Annotated in this window: 13 protein-coding genes, 1 pseudogene and 1 riboswitch; of the genes and pseudogenes, 2 read left to right on the top strand and 12 right to left on the bottom strand. The window is 73.8% G+C overall.

Annotated features, from left to right (window positions below):
* Positions 1-4: 4 nt before the first annotated feature.
* The 6 genes from A4V12_RS22320 to A4V12_RS22295 form a co-directional block, all read right to left on the bottom strand.
* Positions 5-580 (bottom strand): GAF domain-containing protein, encoded by a 576-nt coding sequence (locus tag A4V12_RS22320; protein ID WP_064071194.1) that lies wholly within the window; start codon positions 578-580, stop codon positions 5-7.
* Positions 577-1,197: a GTP-binding protein gene (locus A4V12_RS22315; protein ID WP_064071265.1), complete on the bottom strand. Its 621-nt coding sequence runs from the start codon at positions 1,195-1,197 to the stop codon at positions 577-579. Before A4V12_RS22315 ends, A4V12_RS22320 begins: the two co-directional genes overlap by 4 nt.
* 145 nt (positions 1,198-1,342) lie before the next feature.
* Positions 1,343-1,714, bottom strand: a complete 372-nt coding sequence (locus A4V12_RS22310) for a DUF742 domain-containing protein (RefSeq protein ID WP_064071193.1) — start codon at positions 1,712-1,714, stop codon at positions 1,343-1,345.
* 3 nt (positions 1,715-1,717) lie between these two features.
* Positions 1,718-2,149 carry a roadblock/LC7 domain-containing protein gene (locus A4V12_RS22305; RefSeq protein WP_064071192.1) on the bottom strand — a complete coding sequence of 144 codons (432 nt, stop codon included), beginning with the start codon at positions 2,147-2,149 and terminating at the stop codon, positions 1,718-1,720.
* A 7-nt stretch (positions 2,150-2,156) separates the two neighbouring features.
* Positions 2,157-3,998: a sensor histidine kinase gene (locus tag A4V12_RS22300; protein WP_079137254.1), complete on the bottom strand. Its 1,842-nt coding sequence runs from the start codon at positions 3,996-3,998 to the stop codon at positions 2,157-2,159.
* 382 nt (positions 3,999-4,380) lie between these two features.
* Entirely contained in the window at positions 4,381-5,577 is a 1,197-nt protein-coding gene (locus A4V12_RS22295; protein WP_064071190.1) for an MBL fold metallo-hydrolase, read from the bottom strand.
* A gap of 144 nt (positions 5,578-5,721) precedes the next feature.
* Between A4V12_RS22295 and A4V12_RS22290 the strand changes: the two are divergent.
* A pseudogene (locus A4V12_RS22290) lies at positions 5,722-6,306 on the top strand (TetR/AcrR family transcriptional regulator); the annotation flags it as partial.
* A 235-nt stretch (positions 6,307-6,541) separates the two neighbouring features.
* Here A4V12_RS22290 and A4V12_RS22285 read toward each other — a convergent pair.
* Both A4V12_RS22285 and A4V12_RS22280 read right to left on the bottom strand, forming a co-directional pair.
* Positions 6,542-7,336: an SGNH/GDSL hydrolase family protein gene (locus tag A4V12_RS22285; protein ID WP_064071189.1), complete on the bottom strand. Its 795-nt coding sequence runs from the start codon at positions 7,334-7,336 to the stop codon at positions 6,542-6,544.
* 157 nt (positions 7,337-7,493) lie between these two features.
* Complete coding sequence (locus A4V12_RS22280) at positions 7,494-8,402, bottom strand: M23 family metallopeptidase (protein ID WP_064071188.1); 909 nt, start codon at positions 8,400-8,402, stop codon at positions 7,494-7,496.
* Positions 8,403-8,404: 2 nt separating this feature from the next.
* Positions 8,405-8,561, bottom strand: a riboswitch (cyclic di-AMP (ydaO/yuaA leader).
* A 788-nt stretch (positions 8,562-9,349) separates the two neighbouring features.
* Between A4V12_RS22280 and A4V12_RS22275 the strand changes: the two genes are divergently transcribed.
* Positions 9,350-10,162, top strand: a complete 813-nt coding sequence (locus A4V12_RS22275; RefSeq protein WP_064071187.1) for a tyrosine-protein phosphatase — start codon at positions 9,350-9,352, stop codon at positions 10,160-10,162.
* A gap of 4 nt (positions 10,163-10,166) precedes the next feature.
* Here the strand turns inward: A4V12_RS22275 and A4V12_RS22270 are convergent, their stop codons facing one another.
* Genes A4V12_RS22270 through dxs form a run of 4 tightly spaced genes read right to left on the bottom strand, consistent with a single transcriptional unit; the run spans position 10,167 to position 14,279 of the window.
* Positions 10,167-10,283 carry a DUF6126 family protein gene (locus A4V12_RS22270; RefSeq protein WP_064071186.1) on the bottom strand — a complete coding sequence of 39 codons (117 nt, stop codon included), beginning with the start codon at positions 10,281-10,283 and terminating at the stop codon, positions 10,167-10,169.
* 21 nt (positions 10,284-10,304) lie between these two features.
* A complete protein-coding gene (locus tag A4V12_RS22265) occupies positions 10,305-10,955 on the bottom strand; it encodes an XRE family transcriptional regulator (protein WP_064071185.1) in 651 nt (216 codons plus the stop codon).
* A gap of 58 nt (positions 10,956-11,013) precedes the next feature.
* Positions 11,014-12,399, bottom strand: a complete 1,386-nt coding sequence (locus A4V12_RS22260; protein WP_064071184.1) for an aspartate aminotransferase family protein — start codon at positions 12,397-12,399, stop codon at positions 11,014-11,016.
* The gene (gene dxs, locus A4V12_RS22255; RefSeq protein WP_064071183.1) at positions 12,396-14,279 is read right to left on the bottom strand and encodes a 1-deoxy-D-xylulose-5-phosphate synthase; all 1,884 of its coding nucleotides are present in this window, start codon (positions 14,277-14,279) and stop codon (positions 12,396-12,398) included. Before dxs ends, A4V12_RS22260 begins: the two co-directional genes overlap by 4 nt.
* Positions 14,280-14,360: the final 81 nt, after the last annotated feature.

Below are 14,360 nucleotides of genomic sequence, written 5' to 3'. Positions count from 1 at the left end.
GGCGTCAGGGCCGGCCGTCGGGCTCCCGCCGGTGGATCCGCTCCACCAGCTCGGCCGCCAGCGATTTGATGGTCTCCAGGCCCGGCCGGCCCCACGGCCGCGGCGCGGTGTCGACCACGCAGACCGTGCCGAGGACCGTGCCCGTACGGTCGATGAGGGGCGCGCCGAGGTAGGAGCGGACGCCCAGTTCGTCGACGACCGGGTTTCCGGCGAACCGCGGGTAGTCGCAGACGTCCTCCAGGACCAGTGCCTTGCGCCGTACGACCACATGGGGGCAGTAGCCGTGGTCGCGGGCCATGTACCGGCCGACGGCGCCGCGGGCGGGTACCGCGGCGACGGTGTCCCCGGCCGGCCGGGTGCCGTCCGGGGTGCGCAGGCCGGCGAAGAACTGCCGGTTCTCGTCGATGAAGTTGACCATGGCGTACGGTGCGCCGGTCACCTCGGCGAGCTTGCCGGCGAACTCGTCGAACTCGGGGTCCGGACGCTCCCCGATGCCGAGCTGCCGCAACCGCCGTACCCGGAGCGGGGCCTCCCGGTCGACGGGGGTGAGGAGCAGGTGGCCGGTCGGGTCATAGGTCATGTCGGTGCTCCGTGGCTCGGCGCCGGAGCCTGGGCCGGGGCCGGGTAGGTGTCCAGCAGGTGCTGGACGAGGGTGACGAGGGTCTGGATCCCGGAGCTGGCGAGCCGGGCGTCGCAGAGCACGACCGGCACCTCCGGCCCGAGGCCGATCGCCGCCCGCACCTCCTCCGGTTCGTAGTGGTGGGCGCCGTCGAACTCGTTGACGGCGACCAGGAAGCGGATGCCGCGCCGTTCGAAGAAGTCCACCGCCGGGAAGGCGGCCTGGAGTCGCCGGGTGTCGGCGAGGACCACCGCTCCGAGGGCGCCCTCGGACAGTTCGTCCCAGAGGAACCAGAAGCGTTCCTGTCCGGGTGTGCCGAAGAGGTAGAGCACGTGCCCGTCGTCGAGGCCGATGCGGCCGAAGTCCATCGCGACGGTGGTGGTCGTCTTGCGTTCGACGCCCTCCAGGCTGTCGGTGGCGGCGCTCACGGTGGTCAGCAGTTCCTCGGTGCTCAGCGGCTCGATCTCGCTGACCGCCCCGACGAAGGTCGTCTTGCCGACCCCGAAGCCGCCGGCGACGAGGATCTTGAGGGCGGTGGGGAACGCGTCCCGGTCCGCCGGCGGGGCAGGAGCCTCCACCGGGACCGGGGCCGGGGTCCCCGCCGGGGCCGGGACCTCCGCCGGGACCTGGGCCGGGATCCGGACCTCCGCCAAGTCGGCGGCCCAGGTCCGGAGCTCCGCCGGGTCCGGAACAAGGGCCGCGGCCCGGTCCTCGGCCCCGTTCTCAGAGCCGTCGTCGTAGGCCATCGAGCACTGCCTCCAGCAGGGAACGATCGGTCGGGGTGTCGTAGGAGCGGGGCGCCCGCGCCGTCAGCGCCCCGCAGTCCAGGAGGTCGGAGAGCAGCACCTTGGTGACCACGGCGGGCAACCGCATGTGCGCCGCGACCTCGGCCACCGAGGTGGGCCCGTCGCACAGCCCCAGGGCCAGGGTGTGCTCGGGGCCCAGGTGCGCGCGCGGCACCGTCCCGGTGGCCCGCACCAGGGAGAGCAGGTCCAGTGCGGCCGTCGGCCGGGTGCGCCCGCCGCTCACCGTGTACGGGCGGACCAGCCGGCCGGCGGCGTCGTCGAGCCACGGCCCGTCGTATCGGCGTGGCACGGGTCAGCGCCCCCGGCCGCCCGGCGCCGCCGTGTGTCTGGCCGGGGTGATCAGATAGGGCCGCACGCTCTTGACCAGCATGGTCATCTCGTAGCCGAGGACGGCGGCGTCCGCCTCCCGGCCGGCCAGTACCGCCAGGCAGGTGCCGGATCCGGCGGTGGAGACGAACAGGAGGGTGGAGTCGAGTTCGACGACCACCTGCCGGACCTCGCCGCCGTCGCCGAAACGGCTGCCGGCGCTGCGGCCCAGGGAGTACAGCCCGGACGCCAGGGCGGCCATGTGGTCGGCGCTGTCGGGGTCGAGCCCGTGCACCGATTTCACGAGGCCGTCCGAGGAGAGCAGGACCGCGCTGCGGGTGTGGGGCACCCGCTGGACCAGGCCGCCGAGCAGCCAGTCGAGGTCGGGGGAATGGCCGGTCGGCACAGCGCTCGCCATGGTGCATCTACTCCTTGTGCGCTTCGTCGTGTCGGTGCGGTTCGGGGCGCCCCGCCGGTGCGGGCCGCTCCGGTAGCGGGGGACGCGCCGGGGGTGCGGGGGGCTCGGGGGCCTCGGGCGGGACGGGACCGTGTTCCCGGGACACCGCCGGCATGGACTCGGCCAGGCCGATGCCGCGCCGGAAGGCAGCCATGAGGCCCGGGTCGTGCACGGCGTCGTCGCCCCTGCGCGGGGTCGGCGGGTCGCGCAGCTGCGCGACCAGGTGCTCCTGCGCCCGCCGCTTGGGCAGCCGGGGGCGGCCCGGGGCACCGGGCGGCGCCGTCGCGGTGTGCGGCGGCCGCTCGGACCGTTCACCGCGTACGGGCAGGTGCGGGCCGGCCGGTTCGTCGGGCGCGGCCTCGCCGGGTCCGTGCGGCACGCCCGGCACGGCGCCCGCGGGGCACGCCTCGGGTGCCGGCCCGGGCGGCTGTCCGGTCGGCTGTCCGGGGGCGTGCCCGGTGGTGGGCTCAGGCGCGCATTCCACCGGGACCGGTGCCCGCCCCGCCTGCAGTTCGTGGTGCCGGGGGGCCGGGACGAGCCCCTCCGGCTCGGCGCCGAGCAGGCCCGGGGGAAGGACCAGGACCGCCTGGACACCACCGAAGATGTTGGACTGGAGGCGTACGGCGATGCCGTGCCGGCGGGCGAGTGCCGACACGACGAACAGCCCGATCCGGCCGTCCTGGAGCAGGTGCGCCACGTTGACCTGGTCGGGGTCGACGAGCAGGGCGTTCATCCTGTCCAGTTCGGCGGCGGACATGCCCAGGCCGCGGTCCTCCACCTCGACGGCGAGCCCGGCCGTCACGTACTGCGCCCGCAGCAGCACCGGGGTGTGCGGCGCGGAGAAGAGGGTGGCGTTCTCGACGAGTTCGGCGAGCAGGTGGATGACGTCGGCGACGGCGTGGCCGCGCAGGGTGCCGTCGACCGGCGGCACCAGCTTGACCCTCGGGTAGTGCTCGACCTCCGCGACGGCGGAGCGCAGGACCTCGGTCAGGGTGACGGGGTGGGACCACTGGCGGCGCGAGACGGCCCCGCCGAGGACGGCCAGGTTCTCCGCGTGCCGGCGGATGCGGGTGGCGAGGTGGTCGATGTGGAACAGGCCCTTGAGCAGTTCCGGGTCCTCCACCTCGTTCTCCAGCTCGTCGAGGAGCTGGATCTCGCGGTGCACCAGCGACTGCAGGCGCCGGGCGAGGTTGACGAACACCTCGACCTTCTGTTCGTCGCCGACGCTGCTGGACAGCCGGGACGCCTGCACGACGGTCGTCATGGCCACCTCGTGGGCCCGGCTCAGCTCCTCCGTCAGCCGGTCGAACGGGTCACCGCCGGGGGACGGCAGCGCCGCGCCCTGGCGGGCGGGCGGCCGTTCCCCGCGGCGGAGCTGCTCGACCAGGGCGCGCAGCTCGTTCTGGCCACGGGCGCTGCGCCGGTTCAGGGCGTCGCACCGGTCCCGTACGGCCGTGGCCGCACGGTTGGCGGCGAGCAGGGCCGCAGCGACGACGGCCACGGCGAGCGCCGCCGAGGCGCTGAGCGCGCCCCACAGGGCGGGCGACGGAGTGGCGCCGGTGGAGCGGATCGTGACGAGCACGGCGGCCGCCCCGCCCAGGGCCACCACGACGGGCGGCAGCACCGCGACGCGCTGGAGCCGGGGACGTAAACGGACGTCCGGTGAGAGCGACGGGGAGGGGGAGGCTGCGGAGGGGGAGGCTGCGGCGCGCGTCCTGCCGGGGTACGGCAGGAGACGGGCGCCCGGCCGGCCGTGCCGCCCGCCTTCACGGCGGTCCGGTCGCGCGGCGGGTGCGCGTAGTCGAGACATCGGCGTCCTTGGTACGTGGGCCCCAGGAACAGAACTGCTTCGGAGGAGGCGGATGTTCGGGATCGATGGCGCGGGAGAGGCGTCTGGCGTCACATGTGCCTACTGTTGCCCATCGACCACACACAGTAGTCGCCGAATCGTCACGAAGTCTGTCCGGTGGGCGACTTGCGCGCCTGACGTCCCGCTCCGGAATGAGGCGTCGCACGGCCGCCCGATAACACGACGGCAACTCCCCTTGACCGTCTTACCGTTGCCCCGGCGGCCCGGCGACCGACCCCGGTACCGCGGTGTCAGCAGCCGTGGACCGGCCGCACCGGTTCTCCCTCGGGGCGGGTGGTAACGGACCGGCCCGGTCCCGAGCCGGTCGTACGTCCCGGCCGGGTCACCGCTCCCCGGCGAGGTCGAGGCCGCCCCGGACGCCGGGATCCGGCTCCGTCGCCGCCGGGCGGCGCCACGGGCGGGCGAGCGGCTTCGAGACCGCCCGCCACCAGGGATCGTCCGGAACCGTCCCGCCGGGCTCGAAGGGCCGGCCCGGCACCGGGAGGGCCACCCGCTGCCCGGCCTCACCGGCCGCGTCCCTGGTCCACTCCCCCGGCTCCGCCCACGCGTGCGGGGCGAGGTTGAACGTGCCCCAGTGGATGGGCAGCAGCACACCGTGCGCCCGGCCGCCCTGGAGGTCGAGGTGGGCCCGCAGGCCTTCGGCCGGTGTCATGTGGATGTCGGGCCAGAACTCGCTGTACGCACCGATCTGGATCATGGTGGCGTCGAACGGGCCGTGTTCGGCGCCGATCTCCCGGAAGCCGTCGAAATAGCCGGTGTCGCCGCTGTGGTAGACGCGGTGCTCCGGGCCCGCGACGACCCAGGAGGCCCACAGGGTGTGCTGCTGGTTGCGCAGGCCGCGGCCGCAGAAGTGGCGGGCCGGGGTGGCCGTCAGCCGCAGGCCGCCGATCTCCGTCGACTCGTTCCAGTCCAGCTCCCTCAGCCGGGACGCGGGCACGCCCCAGCGCTCCAGGTGCGCGCCGACGCCGAGCGGCACGGCGAAGAGGGTCTTTGTGGCGGCGAGGGCGCGGATGGTGGGCAGGTCGAGGTGGTCGTAGTGGTCGTGCGAGATGACGACCACGTCGACCGGCCCGAGCGCGGCGAGCGACAGCGGGACGGGGTGCAGCCGCTTGGGTCCCGCGAAGGTGAAGGGTGAGCAGCGCTCCCCCCACACCGGGTCGAAGAGGACCCGGTGGCCGTCCACCTCGGCGAGCACGCTGGAGTGGCCCATCCAGGTCACCCGCAGGCCGGTGGCCGGGGGGCGGGCGAGATCGGCGACGGTGGTCGGGTGGACGGGGACGGGGCCGGACGGCGCCCGCAGCGCCCGCGACTCCTTCTCGAAGTAGGTCTTCGCGAAATCCCTGGTCGAGCCGGTCGGTCTGTGCGAGGTCCCCACCGGGTTGCGGAACACGCCGTCCGCGAAGTTCGGGGAGCGGCGGATCCGCTCCATCCGCTCTCCCGCGGCGTCCGCGCCGAAGCCGGCGGGCCGCAGGGAACGCAGGTGGGACCGGAGCTGGTGCGGTACGCCGGTGCGGGTCACTGGTCCTCCAGTGGTGAGGGTCCCTCCATTATGGGCGGCGGGTGTGACAGCGCCGGGCCGGGGCCGTCGCGGTGGGCGGGCGGCCGGTCACCCGGTGCCCCGGAGCCCGCCCCCGGGCTCCGCGACACCCCCTAGGGTGGCGGCGTGGGCAGAGTGCGGTTGAGCGTGGCCGAGCGGCGGGAGGAACTGCTGCGGGCCGCGGTCGAGCAGATCGAGGCGCGGGGCGTGGCGGCGGTGCGGATCGCCGACGTGGCGTCCGCCCTGGGCGTGAGCAACGCGCTGGTCCTGTACCACTTCTCGACGAAGGAGAAGCTCCTCGCGGCCGCCTTCGCGTACGCCGCCGAGGGGGACCTGGCACATCTGCGGCGGCTGCTGGGCCGCCGTACGACCGCGGCCCGGCGGCTGCGGGCCGCGGTGCGCTGGTACGCCCCGACGGGCCGGGCCAAGGGGTGGCGGCTGTGGATCGAGGGCTGGGCGGCGGCGTTGCGCGAGCCGGCGCTGCGGGAGGTCGCCCAGGACCTCGACCGGCAGTGGAAGGCGGCGCTGACCGAGGTGATCGCGCAGGGTGCGGCGGCGGGCGAGTTCCGCTGCGCGGATCCCGCGGCGGCGGCCTGGCGGCTGACGGCGTTCTTGGACGGCCTGGCGGTGCAGATGACGGCGTACGCGGCGCCCTTCACCCGCGCCGCGATGCTGGCCTGGGCGGACGAGGCCCTCGCCCGGGAGATCGGCGCCCCGGACACCCCGCACGCCCCCGACACCCCGCACTGCCCCGCAGCCCCGCACTCCCCCGCAGCCCCGCCCGGCCGCTCCGCCTCCGCCCCGGAGGGGTCCCCGCCCGGCCCCCAGGCCACGCCCGGGCCCCCGCCCGCGCCCGGCGCCTGACCCTCCGGCGGTCCTGTCCCACGAGGGCGTGTCCCACCAGGGCCGTGCCCCACCAGGGCCGTGCCCCCGCGGCGGCCGTGCCCTACAGCGGCAGCAGGTCCGGCCGCTTGGCCGAGATGTGGTCGCCGGACGACTCGCCGCGCAGCCGGCGGCCGATCCACGGCACCAGGTACTCCCGGGCCCAGTGGATGTCGTCCCGGCGCACCTCGAGGGTGCCGCGCGGCGGCAGCGGCGGCCAGGGCTGGTCGGGGTCGGCCGGGACGTCGACGCCCAGGACCTGCCCGGCCCGCAGGGCCACCCGGGTGTGGCCCTCGGGTGACAGGTGCAGCCGGTCGCCGTCCCACGCGCGCATGTCCTGCACGGTCCTGAGCGACCACAGGTCCAGCACCGGGCAGCCGTAGCGGTCGGCGACGGCGCGCACGTGCCCGTTGTACGTGGCGATCTTGCCGCGCAGCCGGCGCAGCACGGGCATGGCCCGCGTGTCGAAGCCGGTCGTCACCAGGACCGTGCCGACCACGGACGTCAGGTCGGCGACGGCGCGCTCGAAGCGCTCGGCCACGTCGTCGGGGTCGCTGCCGGGCCGGATGATGTCGTTGCCGCCCGCGCAGAAGGTCACCAGGTCGGGGGCGAGTTCCTTGGCCCGCGGGACCTGCTCCTCCACGATCTGGTCGAGGAGGCGCCCGCGTACGGCGAGGTTGGCGTACCGGAACTCGTCGGGCTCCGGCAGCCGGTCGGCGAGCAGCACCGCGAGGCGGTCCGCCCAGCCGACGAACGTTCCGTCGGGGCCAGGGTCTCCGACGCCCTCGGTGAAGCTGTCACCGATCGCCGCGTACGACCCGAATACGTCACTGTCTCTGAATGTCGAATCGTCTGCCACGGGAGCACATCCTTCACCCGGAGATGTGACTTACGCGACCGTAAGGAGGGGTTGACGGGGCGTGATGTTTGCCACCGGTCAAGATTCCCCCAAGCCGGAATACGGCTGCGCCCGGCACCGGGGGGCGGTGCCGGGCGAACGCGCGTGCGCGGAGGCGTCAGATGGAGACGCCGTGCTGGCGCAGGTACGCCAGCGGGTCGATGTCCGAGCCGTAGTTGGGGCTGGTCCGGATCTCGAAGTGCAGGTGCGGGCCGGTGGAGTTGCCGGTGGAGCCGGACAGGCCGATCTGCTGGCCACCGCTCACGGACTGCCCGGAGGAGACGGACAGCGAGGAGAGGTGGGCGTACTGCGAGTAGGTGCCGTCGGTGTGCTGGATGACGACCTCGTTGCCGTAGGCGCCGCTCCAGCCGGCCGAGACGACGGTGCCGGGGCCGACGGCCTTGACGGTCGTGCCGGAGGAGGCGGAGAAGTCGACGCCCGTGTGGTAGCCGGAGGACCAGCTGGAGCCGGAGGCGCGGTAGGGGGTGGTGACGCCGGCGTCGACCGGGGCGGTGAAGCCGGAGCCGCTGGTCTTCGGGGCGGACTGGGCGGGGGCCTCGGCCTTGGCGGCGGAGCGCGAGGCGCGGCTCTCGCTGCGGCTGTCGTCGGCCTTCCGCTCGGCGGGCGCGGCCTTCGCCGGGGCGGCCGAGGACTTGGCACCGAGGGTGAGCTTCATGCCCGGGAGGATCAGCGACGGGTCCTCGCCGATGACCTGGCGGTTGTCCTTGTAGAGCTTCTGCCAGCCGCCCTTGACGTTCTTGTTCTTGGCGATCTTGGAGAGGTAGTCGCCCGCGACGACCGTGTAGGTGCGCGGCGCGGTCTTCTGCGGGGCGGCGGCGGCCGGGGCCGCCTCGACGGCGGTGACCGCGGCGGTCACGGCCTGCTGCGGGGCGGCCGGGGCGGCGGCGTGCGCGCCGGTGGCACCGAGCAGCGGGAGGGCGATGGCCGCGCCACCCGTGCCGGCGGCGACGAAACCACGCGTGATGGAGTTGGACTTGGGACGGCGGTGCTTACCCTTCGCGGGCATGGCGTTTTCCTCTCCGGCGCCTGCGAGGTGAGCTGTCGGGTTCGGACTGGAGTTGCCCGGCCGCGCCTTGACGCGACTTCACCCCGAGCCGTCCCGGAATTCCGGTCCGGCGACTTACCTGGGTCCCCCGCTCCTGCCACGCGTGGGTGGGTACGAATTCCGACCGGTGGCAGGATTCGGCGGTCCGGCCGGATTGCCGTGACCGTAAGCGAGCCGGGTCGGCGGGAACAAGCCGCCACTTTGGCACCGGCATTCCCGGCAGTGTGACGGCCGGGGAATTCCGGTCACCCTCCGTGGATTACGGATCATGAATTCCCGTTCCGTGCACGGAATTCGGCGGCCGCGGGCCGCCACGGACGGTCACGGCTATGACGCTGCTCACGTGACCCGGCGCCAGCTCCCGTACGGCCGGGGCAGGTTATACCTAATGCGCCAATACGGACAGAACCGTCATTCCTTGACGAGACCTTACGACTCTCATGAATCACCCACCCCTTTTGTCCGGAACGCCGTCCGCGCCACCTCGCAAGCGAGGGAATGCAAAACATCTCCAATCCGGACAGAAGCACCACCCCGGACCGCACCGGAGCACCCTCCACCCCCACCCCTTCCCGCCCCGGCACACGCGCCCCCGTGCACGGGGGACCCGCGGCGCCCCTTCTCCGCCTCGGCCCCCCCTGCCGGGCCCGCGCCCGCCGCCTGCCCCGCGCACGGCCCCCCGAGCCCCCGCCACCGGCCCGTCCGGGCACCCCGCCCGCCTCTCCCCCACCATCCGGATCAGGCGTACGACCTCCACACATAGACGATCACCGAAACGGCCCCGACCATGGGAAGGGCAACGCATGTGCGAGGCGCACAGAGATTGATTGCCCGACGAACCAATGTCGTATCGTCGGACCGCGACATCGTCGGCGGCCGACGCCGACCGCACACACGGAGGAGCCCCCGTGACGCAGCAGCTGCCGCAGGTCCCGTCGATCGAGCCCGAGCTGACCGGAGTGCGCAACTTCCGTGACGTCGGTGGGCTTCCGACCGTGGACGGCCGGCGGGTGCGCCACGGCAGGCTCTACCGCAGCGGCCACCTCGCGCACGCGACGGGCGAGGACGCGGCGTTCCTGGCGGGCCTCGGCCTCCACACGATCTTCGACTTCCGCAACGCCGCCGACCAGAAGCTGGAGGGCCCGGACGTCGAGCTGCCCGGCGTGCGGAACGTGAACATCCCGCTCTCCGACCCGGCCGACGGCGCCGAGTTCTGGACCATGGTCCGCGACGGCGACCTCGACCAGCTGCGGGCGATACTCGACGACGGCAAGGCGGCGGCCCGCATGACGGCCTCGTACCGCATGATCATCAAGGAGCGCACCGCCGAGCACAGCCGGGTGCTGCACGCCCTGGCCGAGGAGAGCGTCCCGGCCCTGATGCACTGCGCGGCCGGCAAGGACCGCGCGGGCCTGTCCATCGCGGTGTCCCTGCTGGCGGTCGGCGTCGAGCGGGACGCGATCGAGGAGGACTACCTCAAGTCCAACGACCCGCGCCGCCGGTACAAGGTGCGCCGCAGCGACAGCTCCCCGGCCGGTATGTCTCCGGAGGTCATGGAGCTGCTCAGCCCGCTCTTCGAGGCCCGCATCGACTACCTCGCGGCCGCCTTCGAGACCATCGAGGAGACCTGGGGCTCGACCGAGCGCTACCTGACCGAGGGGCTGAAGCTGAGCGGGGCCACCAGGGAGCGGCTGCGCGAGCGCCTGCTCGACGAGGGCTGAGCCCCTACTTCGCCCCGAGCGCGAACAGCAGGTAGAGGAAGGCCGCGAAGAGGTGGCCCGCCACCAGGTAGGCGAAGAGCCGGACGACGAGCCCCCTGGGGAACTTCCCTTCGTAGGACATGAGCGATCTCTCCGATCGGGGTCAGCGCCGGTGGGCGCCCGCACCGAGGCACAGGTCGGCCGCGGCGCTCTGCATGAGGGTGTGGACGAACAACAGTTCCGCCCCGCCACGGGTGGCGGCGGCGATACGGTGCGGGGTCAGCGAGTCGAAGTGCGCGCTGTCCCCGGGGTCCAGCACGTGGACGGCCTCCCCGAGGGCCAGGCGCACCCGTCCGTCGAGGACGTACAGCCACTCCTCCCCCGGGTGGACGCGGACGAGGTCGGCGCGGGTGGCGTACGGCACCTGGACGCGCAGTGCCTGCATGGCCCGCCCGGGGCCGCCGGCCTGGTGGTAGACCCAGCCGTCCGCCTCGGCGGGCTCGGCCCGGCCGCCCCGCACGACGGGGTCGCGTTCCGCGGGGACCTCGCCCAGCAGCTCGGAGACGGTCGTACCGTAGACACGGGCGAGACCGAGCAGCATCGGCAGCGAGGGCTGGCGGCGGCCGGTCTCCAGCCGTGACAGGTGGGCCGGCGAGAGCCCGGCGCGCTGCGCGGCGGCCTCCAGGGTGAGACCGCGGCGCCGCCGCAGGGCGCGCAGCTGCGGCGCGACGTCCGGCAGACTCGGGGAGGACGCGTCCGACGGCCCCGGGCCGGAGGGCCCCGGGCCGTCGGAGGCCGCGGCGGGAGTGCTCATGCACCCATTGCGCCACCATCTTTCCCCCGGGGCAAATTTCTTGCCCGGGAGGCAAAAGTCAGCGGGTGGCGACCGCCTGCTTCACCAGGGTCCGGCCGAAGTCCCAGATCAGGCCGCCACCGCTGTGCGCCTCGTCCATGACGTCGGTGAACGCCGTCACGAAGCGGTCCACCTCCCGCTCGCCGATGATCAGCGGCGGGATCAGCTTGATGACCTCCAGCCGGTCGCCGGAGACCTGGGTGAGGATGCGGTGCCGTTGCAGCAGCGGGACCACGACCATCTGCGCGAACAGGCCCTTCCGGGCCGCCTGGAGCATCGTCCACCGGCTGCGCAGGCCCAGGGAGGACGGGCGGCCGAACTCGATGCCGATCATCAGGCCGCGGCCGCGCACCTCGTGCAGCATCTCGTAGCGGTCGACGAGCGCGGCGAGCCGGGACTTCAGCAGCGCGCCCGTCGCCCGGGCGTTCGCCACGACCTCCTCGTCCTCCAGCGCCGACAGGACGGCGAGGCCGGCCGCCATGGCCTGCGCGTTCGCCCCGAAGCTGGCGGAGTGGACCAGCACCCGGTCCATCGCCGAGTACACCTTCTTGAAGATCCAGTCCTTGCCGAGGGTGGCCCCGACCGGCACGTAGCCGCCCGACAGCGCCTTCGCGACGCACACCAGGTCCGGCTCGACGCCCTCCTCGTGCTGGTAGCCGTAGAAGGTGCCGGTCCGGCCGAGCCCGGTCTGCACCTCGTCGGCGATCAGCAGCGCCTTGTGCCGGTGCAGCAGGTCCTGAGCGGCGCGCAGGAAGCCCGGCGGGGCCTCGTGGACGCCCTTGCCCTGGATCGGCTCGACGATGAGGGCGGCCACGTCGCCGCGCCGCAGCTCCCGCTCCAGCGCGCCGAGGTCGCCCAGCGCGATCGCCGTGTCGGGCAGCAGCGGGGCGAAGCCGTCGCGGAAGCAGCTCTCCCCGTTGACGGAGAGGGAGCCGGTGGTCAGCCCGTGGAAGGCGTGCGAGCAGTACAGGACGCGCGGCCTGCCGGTGGCGCACCGGGCGAACTTCAGCGCGGTCTCCACCGCCTCCGTACCGCTGTTGGAGAAGAAGACCCTGTCCAGGTGCGGCGAGTACGTCAGCAGCTTCTCGGCGAGCAGGCCGGGCAGGGGCGGGCAGTCGAAGCGGGTGAGGTCGGGCAGCTCCGCGTCGAGGACGTCGTGGAGGGCCTTGCGCACGACGGGGTGGTGCCGGCCCAGGCCCATCACGCCGAAGCCGGCGAGCATGTCGAGGTAGTCGTTGCCGTCGGCGTCCCGGAAGTAGGCGCCCTCGGCGCTCTCGTAGCGCTTGTCGAAGCCGATCGTGCGGAGCATGCGGGGCAGCTGGGGGTTGAGGTGGCGGGCGTGCAGCTCGTAGCCCTCGCCGCCCCGGTCGGCGAGGAGTGCCGCCAGGTCGAACTTCTTGCTCATACGTCGTTCTCCTTGCCTGCCAGCGTGGCGCCGATCCGTCCCGCGATCTCCACGGGGGTGAGGCCGAGGTCGGCCAGCACCTCGCCGCGCTTGGCGTGCGCCAGGAACTGTTCCGGGATCCCGAAGGTCCGCAGCGGTACGTCGGTCCCGGCGTCCCGCAGCGCCTGCCCGACCGCCCAGCCCACCCCGCCGCTGCGGCTGTTGTCCTCGACGACGGCGACGAGCCGGTGGCCGCCCGCGAGGCCGGCCAGCCGCTCGTCGACGGGCTTGACCCAGCGCGGGTCGACGACCGTGCACCCGATGCCGCGCGCCGCCAGCAGCTCGGCCGCCCCGAGGCAGACGGGCGCCATGACACCGACGGCCACCAGCAGCACGTCGGAGGCGCCGTCCGCCCGGCGCAGGACGTCCATGCCGCCGATCCGCCCGACGGCGGGCACGGAGGGGCCCACCGACTCCTTGGGGAAGCGCAGCACGGTCGGCGCGTCCCGCACGTCGACCGCCTCGCGCAGCTGGGCCCGGAGCTGGTCGGCGTCGCGCGGGGCGGCGATGCGCAGTCCGGGGACGGCCTGGAGGACGGACAGGTCCCAGACGCCGTTGTGCGAGGGGCCGTCCGCACCGGTGACGCCTGCCCGGTCCAGGACGAAGGTGACGCCGCACCGGTGCAGGGCCACGTCCATGAGCACCTGGTCGAAGGCGCGGTTGAGGAACGTGGCGTAGACGGCGACGACCGGGTGCAGGCCGCCGGTCGCGAGCCCGGCCGCGCAGACGGCGGCGTGCTGCTCGGCGATGCCGACGTCCCACACCCGGTCGGGGAACCGCTCGGCGAACGCGGTGAGCCCGACCGGGTGCAGCATCGCGGCGGTGAGGGCGACGACGTCCGGCCGTTCGGCGCCGATCTCGGCGAGCGCGTCGCCGAACACGGACGTCCAGGAGGGGCCGGCGGCGGGGGCGAGCGGGGCGCAGGTCAGCGGGTCCATGGCGCCGACGGCGTGGAACCGGTCGGCCTCGTCCTCCAGCGCGGGCGCGTAACCGTGGCCCTTCTGGGTCAGGCAGTGGACGAGGACGGGGCCGTGGAAACGTTTCGCGCGGCGCAGCGCCGCCTCCACGGCCGCGATGTCGTGCCCGTCGATCGGGCCCACGTACTTCAGGCCCAGGTCCTCGAACAGGCCCTGGGGTGCGATGAAGTCCTTGAAGCCCTTCTTGGCGCCGTGGAGCGACCCGTACAGCGGCGGCCCGATGACGGGCGTGTGCTGGAGGACGTCCTTGCCCCAGGCGAGGAACCGTTCGTAGCCGTCGGTGGTGCGCAGGGTGGAGAGGTGGCCGGCGAGGCCGCCGATCGTGGGCGCGTAGGAGCGCTCGTTGTCGTTGACGACGATGATGAGGGGGCGGTCCTTGGCGGCCGCGATGTTGTTGAGGGCCTCCCACGCCATGCCGCCGGTGAGCGCGCCGTCGCCGGTGACGGCGACGACGTGCTCGTCCCCGCCGCGCAGGTCGCGTGCCTTGGCCAGGCCGTCGGCCCAGCCGAGCCCGGTGGAGGCGTGGGAGTTCTCGATGACGTCGTGCTCGGACTCCTCGCGGGAGGGGTAGCCGGAGAGGCCGCCCTTGCCGCGGAGCTTGGAGAAGTCCTGCCGGCCGGTGAGCAGTTTGTGGACGTAGCTCTGGTGGCCGGTGTCCCACAGGATGCGGTCGGCGGGTGAGTCGAAGACCCGGTGGAGGGCGATGGTGAGTTCCACGACGCCCAGGTTGGGGCCGAGGTGGCCGCCGGTCCTGGCGACGGCGTGGACGAGGAACTGCCGGATCTCGCCGGCCAGTTCGCCGAGCTGTGTGTCGTCGAGCGCCTTGAGGTCGCGCGGCCCCCGGATGGTCTCGAGAATCGTCACGTTCGGGCCCCTCTCTGCTGCGGTCAGCCGACGGTCACGGCGGGGTCTCCCGACGGGACGCCGTCCTTCTCCATCTGCTCG

Source organism: Streptomyces noursei, from assembly GCF_001646665.1.
GTDB lineage: Bacteria > Actinomycetota > Actinomycetes > Streptomycetales > Streptomycetaceae > Streptomyces > Streptomyces lavendulocolor.
The sequence above is the reverse complement of the archived record's forward strand: the minus strand, read 5'-3'. Positions and strand labels throughout refer to the sequence as shown.